The organism is Kocuria sp. CPCC 205261 (assembly GCF_040981025.1).
Classification (GTDB): Bacteria; Actinomycetota; Actinomycetes; order Actinomycetales; family Micrococcaceae; genus Kocuria; species Kocuria marina.
This window is the reverse complement of sequence record NZ_JAVKPU010000008.1, coordinates 147,884-163,399: the sequence shown is the minus strand read 5'-3', so window position 1 is coordinate 163,399 and position 15,516 is coordinate 147,884. Positions and strand designations below refer to the sequence as shown.

General features: G+C 68.2%; 14 protein-coding genes and 1 pseudogene. 9 read left to right on the top strand and 6 right to left on the bottom strand.

The genetic code is table 11. The features are described from left to right. The first annotated feature begins 332 nt into the window (after positions 1-332). Complete coding sequence (locus RF646_RS09605) at positions 333-1,667, top strand: aminotransferase class V-fold PLP-dependent enzyme (protein WP_368835838.1); 1,335 nt, start codon at positions 333-335, stop codon at positions 1,665-1,667. 58 nt (positions 1,668-1,725) lie between these two features. On the opposite strand, the gene RF646_RS09600 is transcribed toward RF646_RS09605, so the two are convergent. Then, positions 1,726-2,487 carry an IclR family transcriptional regulator gene (locus RF646_RS09600; protein WP_035964809.1) on the bottom strand — a complete coding sequence of 254 codons (762 nt, stop codon included), beginning with the start codon at positions 2,485-2,487 and terminating at the stop codon, positions 1,726-1,728. A gap of 202 nt (positions 2,488-2,689) precedes the next feature. On the opposite strand from RF646_RS09600, the pseudogene RF646_RS09595 reads away from it, so the two are divergent. Continuing rightward, positions 2,690-3,642 (top strand): annotated as a pseudogene (locus RF646_RS09595) (malic enzyme-like NAD(P)-binding protein). 97 nt (positions 3,643-3,739) lie between these two features. Next, positions 3,740-5,347, top strand: a complete 1,608-nt coding sequence (gene aceB / locus RF646_RS09590; RefSeq protein WP_162230070.1) for a malate synthase A — start codon at positions 3,740-3,742, stop codon at positions 5,345-5,347. Between the two features lie 150 nt (positions 5,348-5,497). On the opposite strand, the gene RF646_RS09585 is transcribed toward aceB, so the two are convergent. Both RF646_RS09585 and RF646_RS09580 read right to left on the bottom strand, forming a co-directional pair. After that, positions 5,498-5,917, bottom strand: a complete 420-nt coding sequence (locus RF646_RS09585) for a GtrA family protein (protein ID WP_368835837.1) — start codon at positions 5,915-5,917, stop codon at positions 5,498-5,500. 209 nt (positions 5,918-6,126) lie between these two features. Then, on the bottom strand, positions 6,127-7,173 hold the full coding sequence (locus RF646_RS09580; RefSeq protein WP_064847457.1) for an NAD(P)-dependent alcohol dehydrogenase: 1,047 nt from the start codon (positions 7,171-7,173) through the stop codon (positions 6,127-6,129). A 213-nt stretch (positions 7,174-7,386) separates the two neighbouring features. Here RF646_RS09580 and RF646_RS09575 point away from each other — a divergent pair, with 213 nt between their 5' ends. Both RF646_RS09575 and RF646_RS09570 read left to right on the top strand, forming a co-directional pair. After that, the gene (locus RF646_RS09575) at positions 7,387-8,757 is read left to right on the top strand and encodes an NAD-dependent succinate-semialdehyde dehydrogenase (protein ID WP_368835836.1); all 1,371 of its coding nucleotides are present in this window, start codon (positions 7,387-7,389) and stop codon (positions 8,755-8,757) included. Between the two features lie 37 nt (positions 8,758-8,794). Then, entirely contained in the window at positions 8,795-9,232 is a 438-nt protein-coding gene (locus tag RF646_RS09570) for a hypothetical protein (RefSeq protein ID WP_052160891.1), read from the top strand. 27 nt (positions 9,233-9,259) lie between these two features. Here the strand turns inward: RF646_RS09570 and RF646_RS09565 are convergent, their stop codons facing one another. The 3 genes from RF646_RS09565 to RF646_RS09555 form a co-directional block, all read right to left on the bottom strand. Then, a complete protein-coding gene (locus RF646_RS09565) occupies positions 9,260-9,436 on the bottom strand; it encodes a hypothetical protein (protein ID WP_167318860.1) in 177 nt (58 codons plus the stop codon). Next, positions 9,423-9,647, bottom strand: coding sequence for a hypothetical protein (locus RF646_RS09560; RefSeq protein ID WP_167318861.1), 225 nt, complete (start codon positions 9,645-9,647; stop codon positions 9,423-9,425). Before RF646_RS09560 ends, RF646_RS09565 begins: the two co-directional genes overlap by 14 nt. A 402-nt stretch (positions 9,648-10,049) precedes the next feature. Further along, positions 10,050-10,718, bottom strand: a complete 669-nt coding sequence (locus RF646_RS09555) for a hypothetical protein (protein ID WP_206069150.1) — start codon at positions 10,716-10,718, stop codon at positions 10,050-10,052. Between the two features lie 105 nt (positions 10,719-10,823). Here RF646_RS09555 and RF646_RS09550 point away from each other — a divergent pair, with 105 nt between their 5' ends. The 4 genes from RF646_RS09550 (at position 10,824) to RF646_RS09535 (ending at position 15,514) form a co-directional block, all read left to right on the top strand. Further along, positions 10,824-11,609, top strand: coding sequence for a hydroxypyruvate isomerase family protein (locus RF646_RS09550; protein WP_159450029.1), 786 nt, complete (start codon positions 10,824-10,826; stop codon positions 11,607-11,609). A 178-nt stretch (positions 11,610-11,787) separates the two neighbouring features. Beyond that, complete coding sequence (locus tag RF646_RS09545) at positions 11,788-12,918, top strand: glycerate kinase (protein WP_368835835.1); 1,131 nt, start codon at positions 11,788-11,790, stop codon at positions 12,916-12,918. Positions 12,919-13,145: 227 nt separating this feature from the next. After that, positions 13,146-14,201, top strand: a complete 1,056-nt coding sequence (gene allB, locus RF646_RS09540; protein ID WP_368835834.1) for an allantoinase AllB — start codon at positions 13,146-13,148, stop codon at positions 14,199-14,201. A gap of 50 nt (positions 14,202-14,251) precedes the next feature. After that, the gene (locus RF646_RS09535) at positions 14,252-15,514 is read left to right on the top strand and encodes a M24 family metallopeptidase (RefSeq protein WP_368835833.1); all 1,263 of its coding nucleotides are present in this window, start codon (positions 14,252-14,254) and stop codon (positions 15,512-15,514) included. The last annotated feature ends 2 nt before the right edge of the window (positions 15,515-15,516 follow it).

Sequence of the window (15,516 nt, the reverse complement as noted above, 5' to 3'; positions counted from 1 at the left end):
CCGCCGGCACCAGCGGTAACACCGGAGGCGACGCCTAACCCACCAACCCACCACCACGACGCCCCCACACCGCGCGGCACAGTGACGTACCGCCGCGCGTGCACCGTGTCCGGGCCGTGATGGGCCGGCGAGAAGCACCCCGTATGACTGCCCGATGAGTCGATTGGTTCGACGACGCAGCCCGCAGGCTAGGGCCCCGCCCGCGTGGCACCGTGATGCGCAGCCGAATTTCATCTGCGAATCGTCCATTGGAAATTTTCAGTTTGACTAGTGGCGATGTCCGGGATCCAGGCTGTGGTGCACATCAGCACACTTCCGGGGGCCTGCACATCATGGAACTCAATCGCCGAAATCTGGTCGCGGGAACAGCAAGCCTGGGCGCGCTGGCGGCGGGCGGCCTCGTCACCTCCCCCGCCCACGCCCACCAGGGTGGGCGCCATGGTCGAGACCCCTCCGGACTGCCCACTGCACCGCGGACCCCCGCAGGCCGCCTGGCCCGTGACGAGAAGTACTGGCGCACCGTCGCACGGCATTTCCGCATGGACATGCCCGTCACCAACTTCGAGAACGGGTACTTCGGAGCGAACCCTCAGAACGTACGAGATGCCTATGCCCACGCCAACCGGACCATCCAGGAACAGAACTCTTGGTTCCTCCGCAACGCGTACGAGGAGCGCATCACAGATGTGCGGGCTCGACTGGCGGAAGCTGTCGGGTGCTCCGTGGAGGAGATCGCCATCACGCGCGGCGCTACGGAGGCGCTACAGGCCCTGATCGGTGGCTACAACAAGCTCAAGCCCGGTGACGCCGTGGCCTACGCCGATCTCGACTACGACTCCATGCAGTACGCCATGAAGTGGCTCAAGGACCGCCGCGGGGTGGACGTGATCGCCACCGCGATCCCGGAACCCGCGACGTACCAGAACGTGATCGATCATTACACCAAGCTGCTCCGGGACAATCCGCGGATCACATTGCTCCTGCTGACCCATATCTCCCACCGCACGGGTCTCAAGCTGCCAATCGCGGAGATCAGCCGGATGGCCGCGCAGCACGGGGTCGACACGATCGTGGATGCCGCGCACTCGTGGGGCCATGTGGATTTCAGCGTCAGGGATCTCGAGAGCCCCTTCGTGGGGTTCAATCTGCACAAGTGGATCGGCGCACCGCTGGGCTGCGGCTTTCTCTACATCAAGAAGGATCGCCTTCCCGATATCGATCGTCATTTTGCGGACGAGGACCACGACGCCGATGACGTGCGATCACGGATTCACACGGGAACCGCCAATTCGGCCAACTACCTGGCAGTCCCGGCGGCTCTGGACTTCCACCGAGCCGTGGGAGCCGCCAACAAGTTCGCGCGCCTGCAGTACCTGCGTGATCGCTGGGTGCACCAGGTCTTGGACGTGTCCAATCTGACCATCATGACTCCGGAGGATCGGCGCATGTACGGCGCACTGACGTCCTTCCGGATCGACGGGAACACGACCCGGGAACGCAGCGTGGCCATCACGGACTACCTCACCAAGGCGTGGGGGATATTCACGGTGCGTCGCGGCGGTGTGACGAACGGCGAGGTCATTCGTGTGACCCCCGCCCTGTACAACACACCGCAGGACAGCGACCGCTTGGCGCGGGCATTGAGGGCTGCCGCCAGGCGGTTCTGAAGCCCGTGGACCAAACGGTACCGGGACCGACGCGGCGTCGAGACTCGGACGAAGGCGTTCAGCCGGCCTGGGCCAGCTGTCCGCACAGCCGCTCGGCGGCCTCGCGCAACAGGGGCACGGCGCGGTCGCCGAAGTCCCAGTCCACGCGGGACGTGGGCCCGGACACCGAGATCGCAGTGGGTGTGGGTGCATCCGGCAGTGCCATGGCAAAGCAGCGCACGCCGATCTCCTGTTCCTCGTCGTCCACGGCGTAGCCGCGTTCTCGGATCTTTTCGAGATCGGCGAGAAGCTCGTCCACAGTCCCGAGGCTCTTCTCGGTGGGGGTAGGCATGCCCATGGACGCCACGATGGACACGACCTGCTGTTCGGGCAGGGTCGCCAGGATCGCCTTGCCCACACCGGTGTCGTGCACGTGGGCGCGCCGGCCCACCTCGGTGAACATGCGCATGGAGCGGGAGGACTGCGCCTGACCCACGTAGACCACCATGTGACCGTCCAGCACCGCCATGTTGGCAGACTCCCCCAGCTCGTTCACGAGCCCCTGCAGGACTGGTTGCGCGTAGGTGCCCAGTTGCAGGCCCGCCGCATAGCCGAGGCGGATCAGTCCGGGGCCCAGCGCGTAACTGCGGTTGGGCAGCTGACGCACGTAGCCCAGCGGGATCAGGGTGCGTAGCAACCGGTGGATGGTGGGCAGTGGAAGATCCGCCCGGGATGCGAGCTCGCTGAGGGAGGACTCCCCTCCGGACGCGGTGATGATGTTGAGCAGGTCGAAGACCCGCTCCACCGATTGCACGCCGCCCGCACTCTTGCCTTCGGCCATGGCCGTTCTCCCTCTGCTGCCGGAGCGATCACCGCCCCGCGTGGGGTCGCGTACGGTGACCGCAATGTGAAACAAGTCTCACGAAGACCTTGTCATGCCTCGTACTCTACGCCTAGGATTCAATTAATGAAATTTATTTTCCACAATACGGATAGGTAGCGGGCCACCGCGGTTCCGCTCGACTCGGAAGGAAACCCGTCACATGGCGGCTCCCCACCCCGGCTACTCCATGGTTCTGCGCATGGAAGCGCCCGCGACCTTCAACTCCACGAGTGAGATCACCACGGCGGCCGCCGCCGGTGCCCAGGTGACCGCACTGGACATCGTGGAGTCCTTCCCCAACAGCGTCGTCGTGGACATCCGCTGCAACGTGTCCAACGCCGAGCACCGGGACGAGATGCGCGACGCGCTCAACGCCCTGGACGGCGTCAAGGTCCACAAGATTTCCGACCGCACCTTCCTGATCCACCTGGGCGGCAAGATCGAGGTCACTCCGCGCGTGTCCCTGCGCAACCGTGACGACCTCTCCCGCGCCTACACACCGGGCGTGGCCCGCGTGTGCATGCCCGTCCGAGAGAGCCCCAAAGACGTCCGGCGGCTGACCGTCAAGCGCAACACCGTGGCCGTGGTCACGGACGGCACCGCGGTACTGGGCCTCGGTGACATCGGACCAGCCGCGGCCCTGCCAGTCATGGAGGGCAAGGCCGCCCTGTTCAAGGCGTTGAAGGACGTCAAGGTGGTCGTCTCCGGCGTGGGTGCCGCGGACGTGTTCATCGGCGTCTCCGCCCCCAATGTCCTGGACGGCAACGACATCGCGACCATGGCCGACGACGCCATCGTCTTCGCCATGGCCAATCCGGAGCCCGAGGTCCACCCCCGTGGAAGGTGCCGAGCACGCGACCGTAGTGGCTACCGGTCGGCCGGACTTCCCGAACCAGATCAACAGCGTGCTGGCCTTCCCCGGGCTGCTGGACGCGGGCGCTTGCGAGATCACCTCAGAGGTGCTCGCGGCCGCCGCGAGGGCCATCGCCGACTGCGTGCACGAGGACGAGCGCAACGCGAGCTTCATCATCCCCAGCGTGTTCGACCAAGAACGTCGCCCCGGCCGTGGCCGAGGCCGTGAAGTCCGTGGCGGAGGCCCCCCAGGCCGGCTGACGGGAACGACCGGGTGCGGCGGCGTCGTACCGAGTGCAGGGCCTGCCGCACCCGCAATGAGCAGTACAAACTACACCGAAAATCCAGGAGGCAACCCATGAGCATCACCCACAACACACCCGACAACATCCCCGCCGCGAACGAGATCCTCTCATCCGACGCCCTCGCATTCGTGGAGGCGCTGCACGAGAAGTTCGCGGACCGTCGTGAGGAGCTACTCGGCAAGCGCGAGACCGCCCGCGCGAAGGCCGCCGAGAGCGGCACCATGGACTTCCTCCCCGAGACGCGCGAGGTCCGGGAAGGCGACTGGAAGGTCGCCCCGGCCCCCGCAGCCCTGCAGGACCGGCGCGTGGAGATGACCGGACCGGCGTCGCCCGCGAAGATGGCCATCAATGCCCTGAACTCCGGCGCCAAGGTGTGGCTCGCGGACCTCGAGGACGCCGCCTCCCCCAGCTGGGCCAACCAGGTGGACGCGATCGCCAACCTGCGCGACGCCGCCCGCGGCACCCTGGGCTTCACCTCCCCGGAGGGCAAGGAGTACAAGCTCCGCGAGGACGTGCCCCTGGCCGTGGTGGTCATGCGCCCGCGCGGCTGGCACCTGCCCGAGTACAACATCACGGTCAACGGGAAGACCGGTTCCGGTTCCCTCACGGACTTCGGGCTGCACTTCTTCCACACGGCGAAGCAGCTGATCGAGAACGGCCAGGGGCCGTACTACTACCTGCCCAAGATGGAGTCCTACCTGGAGGCGCGACTGTGGAACGATGTGTTCACGTTCGCGGAGGACTACCTGGGCATCGAGCACGGCACCGTCCGCGCGACCGTGCTGATCGAGACCATCCCCGCCGCGTTCCAGATGGACGAGATCCTCTACGAGCTGCGGGACCACGCCTCCGGGCTCAACGCCGGACGCTGGGACTACCTGTTCTCCATCATCAAGTACTTCCGCGACGCCGGGGAGAAGTTCATCCTGGCGGACCGCTCCGCCGTGACCATGACCGCTCCCCTGATGCGCGCGTACACGGACCTGCTGGTGCAGACGTGCCACAAACGCGGCGCGTTCGCGATGGGTGGCATGGCCGCGTTCATCCCGTCCCGCAAGGATGAGGAGGTCAACCGGGCCGCCTTCGAGAAGGTCCGCAACGATAAGACCCGTGAGGCCAATGACGGCTTCGACGGCTCGTGGGTGGCCCACCCGGACCTCGTGCCCGTGTGCCAGGAGGTCTTCGACGGCGTGCTCGGCGAGAAGCCCAACCAGGTGGACCACCAGCGCCCCGACGTGGACGTGACCGCCGAGATGCTGCTGGACGTGCCCTCCGCGGGGGACCAGCGCACCGAGAAGGAGCTCAACGCCAACCTGTACGTGGCCATCCGCTACGTGGCGGTGTGGCTGTCCGGCAGCGGCGCGGTGGCCATCCACAACCTGATGGAGGACGCCGCCACCGCGGAGATCTCCCGCTCGCAGATCTGGCAGCAGATCAAGAACGGCGTGGTCTACACGGACACCGACAACACCGCCACGCGCGAGCTCGTCTCCGACGCACTGGACACGCAGCTCGAGGTGCTGCGCGGTGAGATCGACCAGGAGAACTACGAGAAGTGGTTCGTGCCCGCCGGGCGGCTCATCTCGAACATGGTGCTCAGGGAGGACTACCCGGCGTTCCTCACGCTGTCCGCCTACGACCTCATGGAAGGCAGCAAGTAACACCGGCGCACCTGGACGCCACCCCGGCCCCCGCCACGACCGCCCCGCGCGGCGGGGGCCGCACCCTCTCCGCCAGCGGGCTTCGGTCACCGCGCGGACCTGCTGCTCGCGGGCACGGACGCTGACCTCGCACGGTTCCTCCCCGGGGACTCAGGGACCCGCCAGCCCGTGCACACGTGCTACGTCCTGGCGGACCTCGTCACGGAGCGGACGCCCGCCGAGTGGGGTGCCGCGGCGTCGTCGGCGGCCGGGCAAACGGGTGGTCTCGCGGCCCTGGCTGAGCTCGCCGGGATCGACGCCTCGGTCGGTCGCACCCGATCTCGTGGCCCGCGTCCACAAGAAGCTGCGCACCGAACCGGTCGAGGACACGAACGCCTCCGCTTCCGGGTGCCTGCTCCCCCGTGAGCTGAAGGTCCACCGTTTGTTCGGCGAGCAGGAGACCACGCTGGCGATCGTGGTGGCGATGAGCAGCGCAGTGGTGGGCTTCTTCTCCAGCACCGTCCACTTGAGGAGGACGTTGATGCCGATGGTGGTGAGGTAGCAGATGCCACCCACCGTCAGGAACCGCATCTGACGTTTGCCCCGGGTGGTCGAGGTCGATCCGGTGCCGGCGGACTGCGTCGTGGTGCCTTCCCTGTCAACGTGTCAGGCCCGTGTTCAGGGGTGCTTTCAGCGGACGGGAGCGGCTCCACAATCTACACGGGGGCGGGACACGGCCCGTGCACGCACAACGCCCCGGACCGTAGTGGTCCGGGGCGTTGTGCGTGCTGCGCGGTTGCTCAGATGGTCTTCGCGTCGATCACGAAGCGGTAGCGGACGTCCGAGTCCACCACGCGGTCGTAGGCCTCGTTGATGTCCTCGGCGCTGATCAGCTCGATCTCCGCGGTGACACCGTGCTCGGCGCAGAAGTCCAGCATCTCCTGGGTCTCGCGGATGCCGCCGATGTTGGAGCCCGTGAGGGACTTGCGGCCGCCGATGAGCGAGCCCGCGCTGACCTCCAGGGCCTCGGTGGGCAGCCCCAGCAGGACCATGGCACCGTGCGGGCGCAGGGTGGCCATGAACTCCTGCACGTCTACGTGGGCGGAGACGGTGTTGATGATGACGTCGAACTCGCCCTTGTGGTTCTTGAGGGCCTCGGGATCCTCCTTGCGGGCGATCCAGTCGGTGGCGCCGAAGCGGCGGCCGTCCTCCTCCTTGGAGCGGGTCTGGCTGATCACGGTGACCTCCGCGCCCATGGCGGCGGCGAGCTTCACGGCCACGTGGCCCAGACCGCCCATGCCCACCACGGCCACCTTGGAGCCCTCGGTGACGCCCCACGTCCGTAGCGGGGAGTACGTGGTGATGCCCGCGCACAGCAACGGCGTGGTCGCGGCCGGGTCCAGGTTCTCGGGGATGTGCAGCGCGAAGGCCTCGGAGACGAGGATTTCGGTCGAGTACCCGCCGTCGGTGGGGCGCCCGTCGAAGCGGTCCTTGCCGTTGTAGGTGCCCACGGCCTTCGGACAGTTGTTCTCCTCGCCCTTCAGGCACCACTCGCACTCGCGGCAGGAGTCGACCAGGCAGCCGACGCCCGCGCGCTCGCCGACCGAGAACTTCGTGACCTCGGAACCGACCTCGGTGACGCGGCCGATGATCTCGTGTCCCGGGACCATGGGGAACTCGATCGGTCCCCACTCCTCGCGCACGGTGTGGATGTCGGAGTGGCAGATGCCGGCGAACTCGATTTCGATGCGGATATCGTCCGGGCGCAGGTCCCGGCGCTCGATGGTGCCCTTCTCCAGCGGGGCGTCGGAGGCGACGGCCTGGTAGGCAGCAACATTGGTAGTCATGGGCCGTGACTCTAGACCCCCGCCGTGGCCTTGTCACGTCACTCCTCTCACAGGGGACCATATCCGCAGACAGAACAACATGGACCCGGCCGTTGCTCGCCCAGCCCATCCTCGAATGCCCCACCGTGCGGGGCGTTTCGAGGAGCCGGGAATATCCGCGGACACCTCCCCGCTGTTATTGATGAGTTTCATCGAGATGAGTGAGGAGTCATCATGGCTTTCCGTACGGAGAATCCCGCCACCGGCATTGTGGAGCAGGAGTTCACCTCGGCCACCGATGCTGATGTCACCCGCGCGATCGAGCGCGCCGACACCGCATTCGCTTCCTGGCGCAAGACCCCGGCCGCTGACCGCGCCAAAGCGCTGGCCGGTGTCGCCCAGGCGTTCCAGGACCGCGGGGACGAGCTCGCGCGCGTGATCAGCACCGAGATGGGCAAGCCCTTCGCCCAGGCGCAGGGAGAGGTCGCACTCTCGGCATCGATCTACCAGTGGTACGCCGACCACGGCGAGGGCCTGCTGGAGGAGGAGAGCCTGGACGTGGGTGACGACGCCAAGTCCGTGGTCGTCGCCGAGCCCATCGGTGTGCTCATGGGTGTCATGCCGTGGAACTTCCCGCAGTACCAGGTGGCGCGTTTCGCGGCCCCGAACCTCATGTTGGGCAACACCATTCTGCTCAAGCATGCCTCCATCTGCGCCCGGACGGGTGAGCTGATCGAGGAAATCCTGCACGCCGCGGGTATCCCGGAGGACGCCTACATCAACTTGTTCGTGAGCACCGACCAGGTGACCACGATCATCGAGGACCGGCGGGTGCGGGGCGTGTCCCTGACCGGCAGCGAGGGTGCCGGTGCCGCGGTGGCCACCACGGCCGCGCAGAACCTGAAGAAGAGCGTTCTGGAGCTCGGCGGGTCCGACCCGCTGATCGTGCTCGACGACGTGGACGTGAAGGAGACCGCCACGACCGTGGCGACGGCGCGGATGAGCAACGCAGGCCAGGCCTGCAACTCGCCCAAGCGCATCCTGGTGCCCGCCGGCATGTTCGACGAGTTCGTGCAGACGGTCGTCGAGACCGTCGAGGGCATGCCGGTGGGGGACCCGCTGTCGGAGGACACCGAGATCGGCCCCCTGTCCTCCGTGCAGGGCCGCGACGACGCCGTGTCCCAGGTCGAGCGCGCGGTGGAGCAGGGTGCGACCCTGCACACCGGTGGTAGGGCTCTGGATAAGGACGGGGCGTGGATGTCCCCGGCGGTGCTGACCGGTGTGACCCGGGAGATGGATGCGTTCAAGGAGGAGATCTTCGGTCCGGTGGCGGTGATCTACTCCTACGACTCGGTGGACGAGGCGGTGGAGATCGCCAACGACTCCGACTTCGGTCTCTCCGGCTCCGTGTGGAGCAAGGATGAGGCGAAGGCTGAGGAAGTCGCGCGTCGTCTGGAGGTGGGCATGGCCTACGTCAACGAGCACGCGACGACGAAGGCGGGCCTGCCCTTCGGCGGCGTGCGCCGCTCCGGCTACGGCCGTGAGCTGGGCCGCTGGGGCTTCACCGAGTTCGCCAACACCAAGCTGGTGCGCGTCGCCGGCTGACACCCGCCCGGCGCCCACCACGAGAGAGGTTTGCACTATGGCTCGCATTACCAAGGCTCTGCAGTCCCTGACCGCACCGTCTCCCAAGCCCACTGCGACGGAGACGGCAGCGCGCCTGGCCCTGGGAGCGTTCATGTCCACCGCGGGCATATCCCACCTGACCTTTGCCCGGGAGGACTTCCAGGCACAGGTTCCGGACTGGTTCCCCATGGACAAGGACACCGTGGTTCTGGCCTCCGGTGTGGTGGAGATCGCCTTTGGTGCCGCACTGTTGGCGCTGCCCAGGCAGCGCGCAGCCGTGGGCGCCGGTCTGGCCGCGTTCTACGCCGCGATCTTCCCCGGCAACATCAGCCAGTACGCCGAGCGGCACGACGCATTCAATCTGGACACTGATGCCAAGCGGCTGGCCCGGCTGTTCGGTCAACCGGCCTTGATCGCCGCGGCCCTCCGGGCCGGGGGCTTCCCCCGGAAGTAGTCGGAAAGCGCAGGACGCGAGCCGACCTCACCGCCCGAACGGGAAACCCTTCAGGTCCTTCGGCAGAGGGTTCGCGTATGTGCGGACCTTGGAGGTCCTCAGCCCCAGCCACACCAGCGACTGCGCCACGGTGACCGCAGCAGCCACGCCGTCCGTCACGTGCACGCCGCACCACTCGAGCACGGCGTGCTCAAGGGCGGCCATCCCGCCGCAGCCGAGGACAACCACCTCGGCTGCGGCCCTGTTCGATGGCCCGCTGCGCTTCAGCGACGATCGTCTCGACCGCCGCGTTCTCATCCCGCTCCAGGTCCAGCGCGGAGGTGTTCGACGCCCGCACGGACGCGCAGCGCTCCATCAGCCCGGCCAGCCGCAACCGGTCCTCGATGAGCGGCACGGTGCGGCCCAGGGTGGTCACTCCCGGTGTAGCTGCGCCTCATGAAGATGGCGATGGAAGCGGCCGCCTCGGGATGTCCACGACGGGCTGGTCGAGGAGCTCCTGCAGACCTTCCCGCCGGTGCTCGCCGAACCTGGCCTGGATCACAGGGTCGAAGGGCGGGTCGTAGGTCAGCACCGCGTCCATCACCCCCCACCGCGGCGAGGTAGGACTCCACGTTCCCTTCGCACGACGACGCCGTGCTCCACCCTGCGGGGCGAGCGGGAGGCAGCCTGCGGCGGCGTCGTTGGGCGCGATCTCGTGCGAGACGCAGGGTCGGTGCGAAGTGGCGACCACGATGGCTTCACCGTGCTGGTCGCTGCACTCGAGCTCGCGCTTGGCGGTGACCAGGTAGCACCGGGCGCCCAGGTCGGCCCCAATGAACTACGAGAACTCGCCGACGGCCTGGAAGACGGGCAGCAGGGCGACCGCCAGAGAGGGCAGTATCGTGGGGACGAACGCCCCGATTGCCCGGGGGTCACGCCGCCGCGGTAGACGTACTCGCCGTCGTGGGTGTCCATGGAGAGCTGGGGCACGTTCACGCTGGAGCGGCGGATCAGCCAGTAGTCCACCATGATGATCCCGAAGAGCGACCAGAGCAGCGGCACCCAGCCCACCCAGGAAGCACACGATCACCACGGGCGAGGTGTAGAGGTTCCACGGCAGGATCAGCAGCGCTAGGGACGCGAGCACCTGCAGCGCGCCCACACCCAGGACCGTGAGCACCTGCCCCGCACCGAGTCCGAGGGCGAAGAGGCCGATGGCGAAGCCGTAGTTGCCCAGGGAGTGCACGTCGTTGGCCCTCATGGTGAAGATGCTGTACGCGCTCCACGTGCGCCCGTAACGGCTGGTGGGAGCGAGGTCCACGTTGTAGAGCCTGTCGCTCGTGTCCGAGCGCGGCTCGTGGGCGACGCCGGGCGGTGCGTGCGGGCGCCCGGGCTCGGGGCGCCCGCCCGCCTGCTCCGTGGTGCGAGGGAAGTCCTGGAGAAAACCGTGAGACGACGTCGCACCGTTCAGCTCCCAAATCTCACACCACGGGTTGACGCGCATCACACCCCGTCGATAACTTTTTCATTCATCAGAACTTGAATTTCACGTCATGGAATCAAGGCGTAAGAAAACGGGGCGGCCGCGCCACCGCCCCGGGGAGAGCCCACCGTGCGGTACACCGTGAACGCCTCGATCATGCTGACCGACCTGCCCGTGCTGGAGCGCCCCGCCGCCGTGGCGCGCGCAGGCTTCTCCGCGGTCGAGTTCTGGTGGCCGTTCCCCGCCACCACCCCGTCCGAGAGGGAGATCGAGGACTTCGCCCGGTCGCTGGAGGACGCGAACGTCCAGCTCACGGGCCTGAACTTCTTTGCCGGGGACATGCCTGCCGGTGAGCGGGGAGTCCTCTCCCACCCCACGCGCACGGATGAGTTCCGGCGAGGCGTGGACTCCCTGGTCCGCGTGGCCCGGGCCACGGGCTGCCGGGCCTTCAACGCCCTCCACGGCAACCGCCTGCCGGACGTGCCCGTGGCCGAGCAGGACGACGCCGCCATCGAGAACCTCCGGTACGCAGCGGACGCGGTCGCGGTCTTCGGCGGGACGGTCCTGGTGGAACCGCTCTCCGGCGCCTCGACGTATCCTCTGCGCACCGCAGCGGACGTCATGGCCGTGCTCGACCGCGTGAACTGCCCGAACGTGAAGCTGCTCGCGGACTTCTACCACCTGGCGGTCAACGGGGAGGACGTCGAGGCCCTGATCGAACGGCACGCCGCGGAGTTCGGGCACATCCAGCTCGCGGATGCACCCGGCCGCCACGAGCCGGGCACGGGCGATCTGCCGCTGCTCCGGTGGGTGGCCCGGGCCCACGAGCACGGCTACCACGGACCGGTGGCGCTGGAGTACGTCCCCTCCCAGGACGACCCCTTCGCGTGGCTCCCCCGCGACCGGCGCGCGTGAGGCCGCACGCTTGTTCGGCACACCGACGCCGCACAGCTGCGCACCGCGCGGCCGGGCCCCGAGCGGGCGGGCACGCCGGGCGGGTGCCACTTGAACAGGTGCCGAGCGAGCGCGTACCGCGCGGGTGGCGTTGTGCTGGAATGGTCCCGGAACCGGACATCCCCAGAAGGAGGGCACCGTGCGCGTCGTCGTGGCACCGGACAAGTTCAAGGGGTCGGTGACCGCCCACGAGGCGGCGGCCGAGCTTGCGGCGGGCATCGCCGAGGTGCGCCCGGACGCCGTCGTGGAGGTCCTCCCGGTCGCCGACGGCGGAGAGGGGACGCTCGACGCCGCCCTGGACGCGGGCTTCGAGCGCCACGACCTCACCGTCACCGGACCCGCGGGAGGTCCCGTCCCCGCCGCGTGGGGTCGACGCGGAGACGAGGCCGTGGTGGAGATGTCGTTGGCTTCGGGCCTCGCTGTCCTCCCCATCCAGGACGGCCGCCCCGTGCTCGCACCCCGCACCGCCACGAGCCGCGGCACGGGCGAGCTCGTGGCCGCCGCGCTAGATGCCGGCTGCACCCGCGTGCTGCTCGGCGTGGGCGGCAGCGCGACCACTGACGGCGGCGCGGGGATGCTCGCCGCGCTGGGGCTGCGCCTGCTGGACGTGAACGGCCGCGACCTGCCCACTGGCGGCGCGGCGCTCGCCGAGTTGCATCACGTGGATGCGGCACAGCTGCACCCACGCATCCGGGACGTCGAGTTCGTGCTTGCCGTGGACGTCGACAACCCTCTGCTCGGCCCGCACGGTGCCGCCACGGTCTTCGGCCCGCAGAAGGGCGCCTCCGAACGAGATGTCTTGGACCTCGACGCCGCCCTGGCCGTGTTCCGCGACCGCCTCGCGGACGTGCTCGGCGAACCGGCCCGCCAGGCCGCGGATGCCCCCGGCGCGGGGGCCGCGGGCGGCGTCGGATATGCGGGACTCGCGGTGCTGGGGGCGCGGCGCAGGCCGGGGATCGACGTCGTGCTCGACCTTGTGGGGCTGGATGCCGCCGTGGCCGGCGCGGACCTGCTGCTCACCGGCGAGGGCAGCCTGGACGAGCAGAGTCTCGGCGGGAAGACGCCGCTGGGCGTGCTGCACGTGGGGCGGCGCCACGGCGTGCCCGTGGTGGCCGTGTGCGGGCGCACCACCCTGGATGCCGCGACACTTCGCGAGGCGGGGTTCGCAGCCGTCCACGAACTGCGTGCGCTTGCAGCGGATCCAGAAACGTCGATGCGAGAGGCACCTCGCCTGCTCCGGGAGGTCGGTCGCCGCATCGCCTCGCAGTGACGGAGCTTTCCATTTCCACGGGCACTCGAGAGCGAGCAGCCCCTCACGCACCGCACCGCCCGGCCACGAGCGCCGGAACGCGCCAGCGGAAGGGCACCACTTCCATGAATGCCTCCCCGCAGCACGGTTCACCTCAAAAGAAGACCCCCGGCCCGGGGCGACCGCAGACCCGGAGGTCGACGAGGAGCGCGCGAACGAGCGGGTGCGGGCGACGGTGGAGCAGGCGCATGCCCCTGAACTCCGTGCCCGCCACCGTGAACATGCCCGCCTTGGAGTACGAGCGACTGTTCGCGGCGCAGAACGCGTTCGTGGACATCGGCTTCCGGGGCGGCGCCGTCCCCGGCAACAAGGAGGACCTGCGCCCCCCGCACGATGACGGCGTGTACGACTTCAAGTGCTTCCTGCTGCACTCCGGGGTGGACGAGTTCCCCCACCTGGAGGCGGACGAGATGGCGGAGGCGCTCGCGGAGATCAAGACGTTCAACTCGCTTCTGATCGTGCACGCGGAGGACTCCCGCACGATCGACAAGGCGCCCCAGCCCAACGGGGACGTGTACGAGAACTTCCTGAAGTCCCGCCCGCGCGGTGCGGAGAACATCGCGATCGCGGAGGTCATCGAGCGCACGCGCTGGACCGAGGCGCGCTCGCACATCCTGCACCTGTCCTCCTCGGACGCCCTGCCCATGATCGCCTCCGCCAAGCGGGACGGCCTGGACATCACCGTGGAGACGTGCCCGCACTACCTCACGCTGCTGTCCGAGGAGATCCCCGACGGCGCGACCGCGTTCAAGTGCTGCCCGCCCGTGCGCGAGGTCTCCACCCGGGAGAAGCTGTGGGAGGGTCTGTTGGACGGGACCATCGACTTCATCGTCTCGGACCACTCCCCCTCCACGCTGGACCTCAAGGACCTGGGCAACGGCGACTTCGGCGTGGCGTGGGGCGGCGTGTCCTCCCTGCAGCTCGGGCTGTCCCTGATCTGGACCGAGGCACGACGCCGCGGCGTGGGTCTGGGCCGCGTGTTGCAGTGGATGTCCACGCGCCCGGCCGAGCGCGTGGGTCTGCGCTCCAAGGGCCGGTTGTCCCTGGGGTACGACGCGGACATGGCCGTGTTCGCGCAGGACGAGAGGTTCGTGGTGAACGCCAAGGCCCTCAACCACAAGAACCCCATCACGCCGTACCAGGGCAAGGTGCTCTCCGGGAAGATCCGCAAGACCTTTGTGGGCGGCCAGGAGGTCGACTACCAGACCCCCACGGGTCGTCTACTCGGCCGCGGCCAGGTGTGAGCCGATCGCCGGATTGTTGACAATAGGCGGATTTTTTTCAATCATGAACCATGAACTCGTGGGATGAGACCGAGAATCATGGTTCCCCCGATCCGGTGTCCACGGATGCCGGATCGGGCTCCCCCGACGTCCGTGAGCCCCTCTTCTCCGAGCAGGAATACGCGCACCGTCTGCACCGCGTCCGCGAGAAGATGGCGCACCAGGGACTGTCCGCCCTGATCGTCACGGATCCGGCCAACCTCTTCTACCTCACCGGCTACGACGCGTGGTCCTTCTACGTCCCGCAGATGCTGTTCGTCCCCGCCGAAGGCGACATCCTGTTGTTCCTGCGCGAGATGGACGCCCGGGGCGCCTTTCGCACCTCCTGGCTGCCCGAACACCAAATCATCGGGTACCCCGAACGCTACGTGCAGCGCCCCCACCTGCACCCCTTCGACTGGGTGGCCTTCGCCCTGCGGCGCCGCGGACAGATCGCCCCGTCCGCGCACGGCTGCGTGGGCCTGGAGATGGACGCCCACTTCTTCTCACCCAAGGGCTACCGGGCCCTGGTCAATGCCATCCCCGAATGGTCGTTGGTCGACTGCTTCGAACTGGTCAACTGGGTTCGCTCCGTGAAGTCGGACGCCGAGATCCACTACATGCACGTGGCCTCGCGGGTGACCACCGCGGCCATGACCGCGGCGATCGACGCGATCGAACCCGGGGTCCCGCAGAACAGGGTGGCCGCCCGCATCGCGGCCGCCCAGGCGGAGGGGGACGGCGAGGCCTGGGGTGACTTCCCGGCCATCGTGCCCATGCTGCCCACCGGTGCGTCCGCGGACACACCCCACCTCACGTGGTCCGACCGTGTCCTGCGCAGCGGCGACGCCGTGGTGGTCGAGTTGAGCGGTGTGCACCGGAGATATCACGTCCCCCTGGCGCGCACCGTGACCCTCGGTCCCCCGAGCGATGCGATGGACCGCTTGGAGGAGGCGGTCGCCGACGGTCTGCGTGCCGTCCTGGACGCGACCGCCGCGGGCGTCCCCATCCGTGAACTGGCGAGCGCCTGGAACTGGAAACTGGCCTCGTACGGGCTCGAGAAGCCCAGCCGTCTGGGGTACTCCGTGGGCATCGGGTACCCGCCGGATTGGGGCGAGCGCACCATCAGCATCCGCTCCGAGGACGAGACGGTACTCGAGGAGAACATGACCTTCCACCTCATTTGCGGCATGTGGATGACGGGATACGGCTACGAAGTTTCGGAGACCATCCGAGTGACCAGCACGGGGGTGGAGACCTTCACGTCCTTCCCCCGCCAGATCATCAGGAAGTGAGC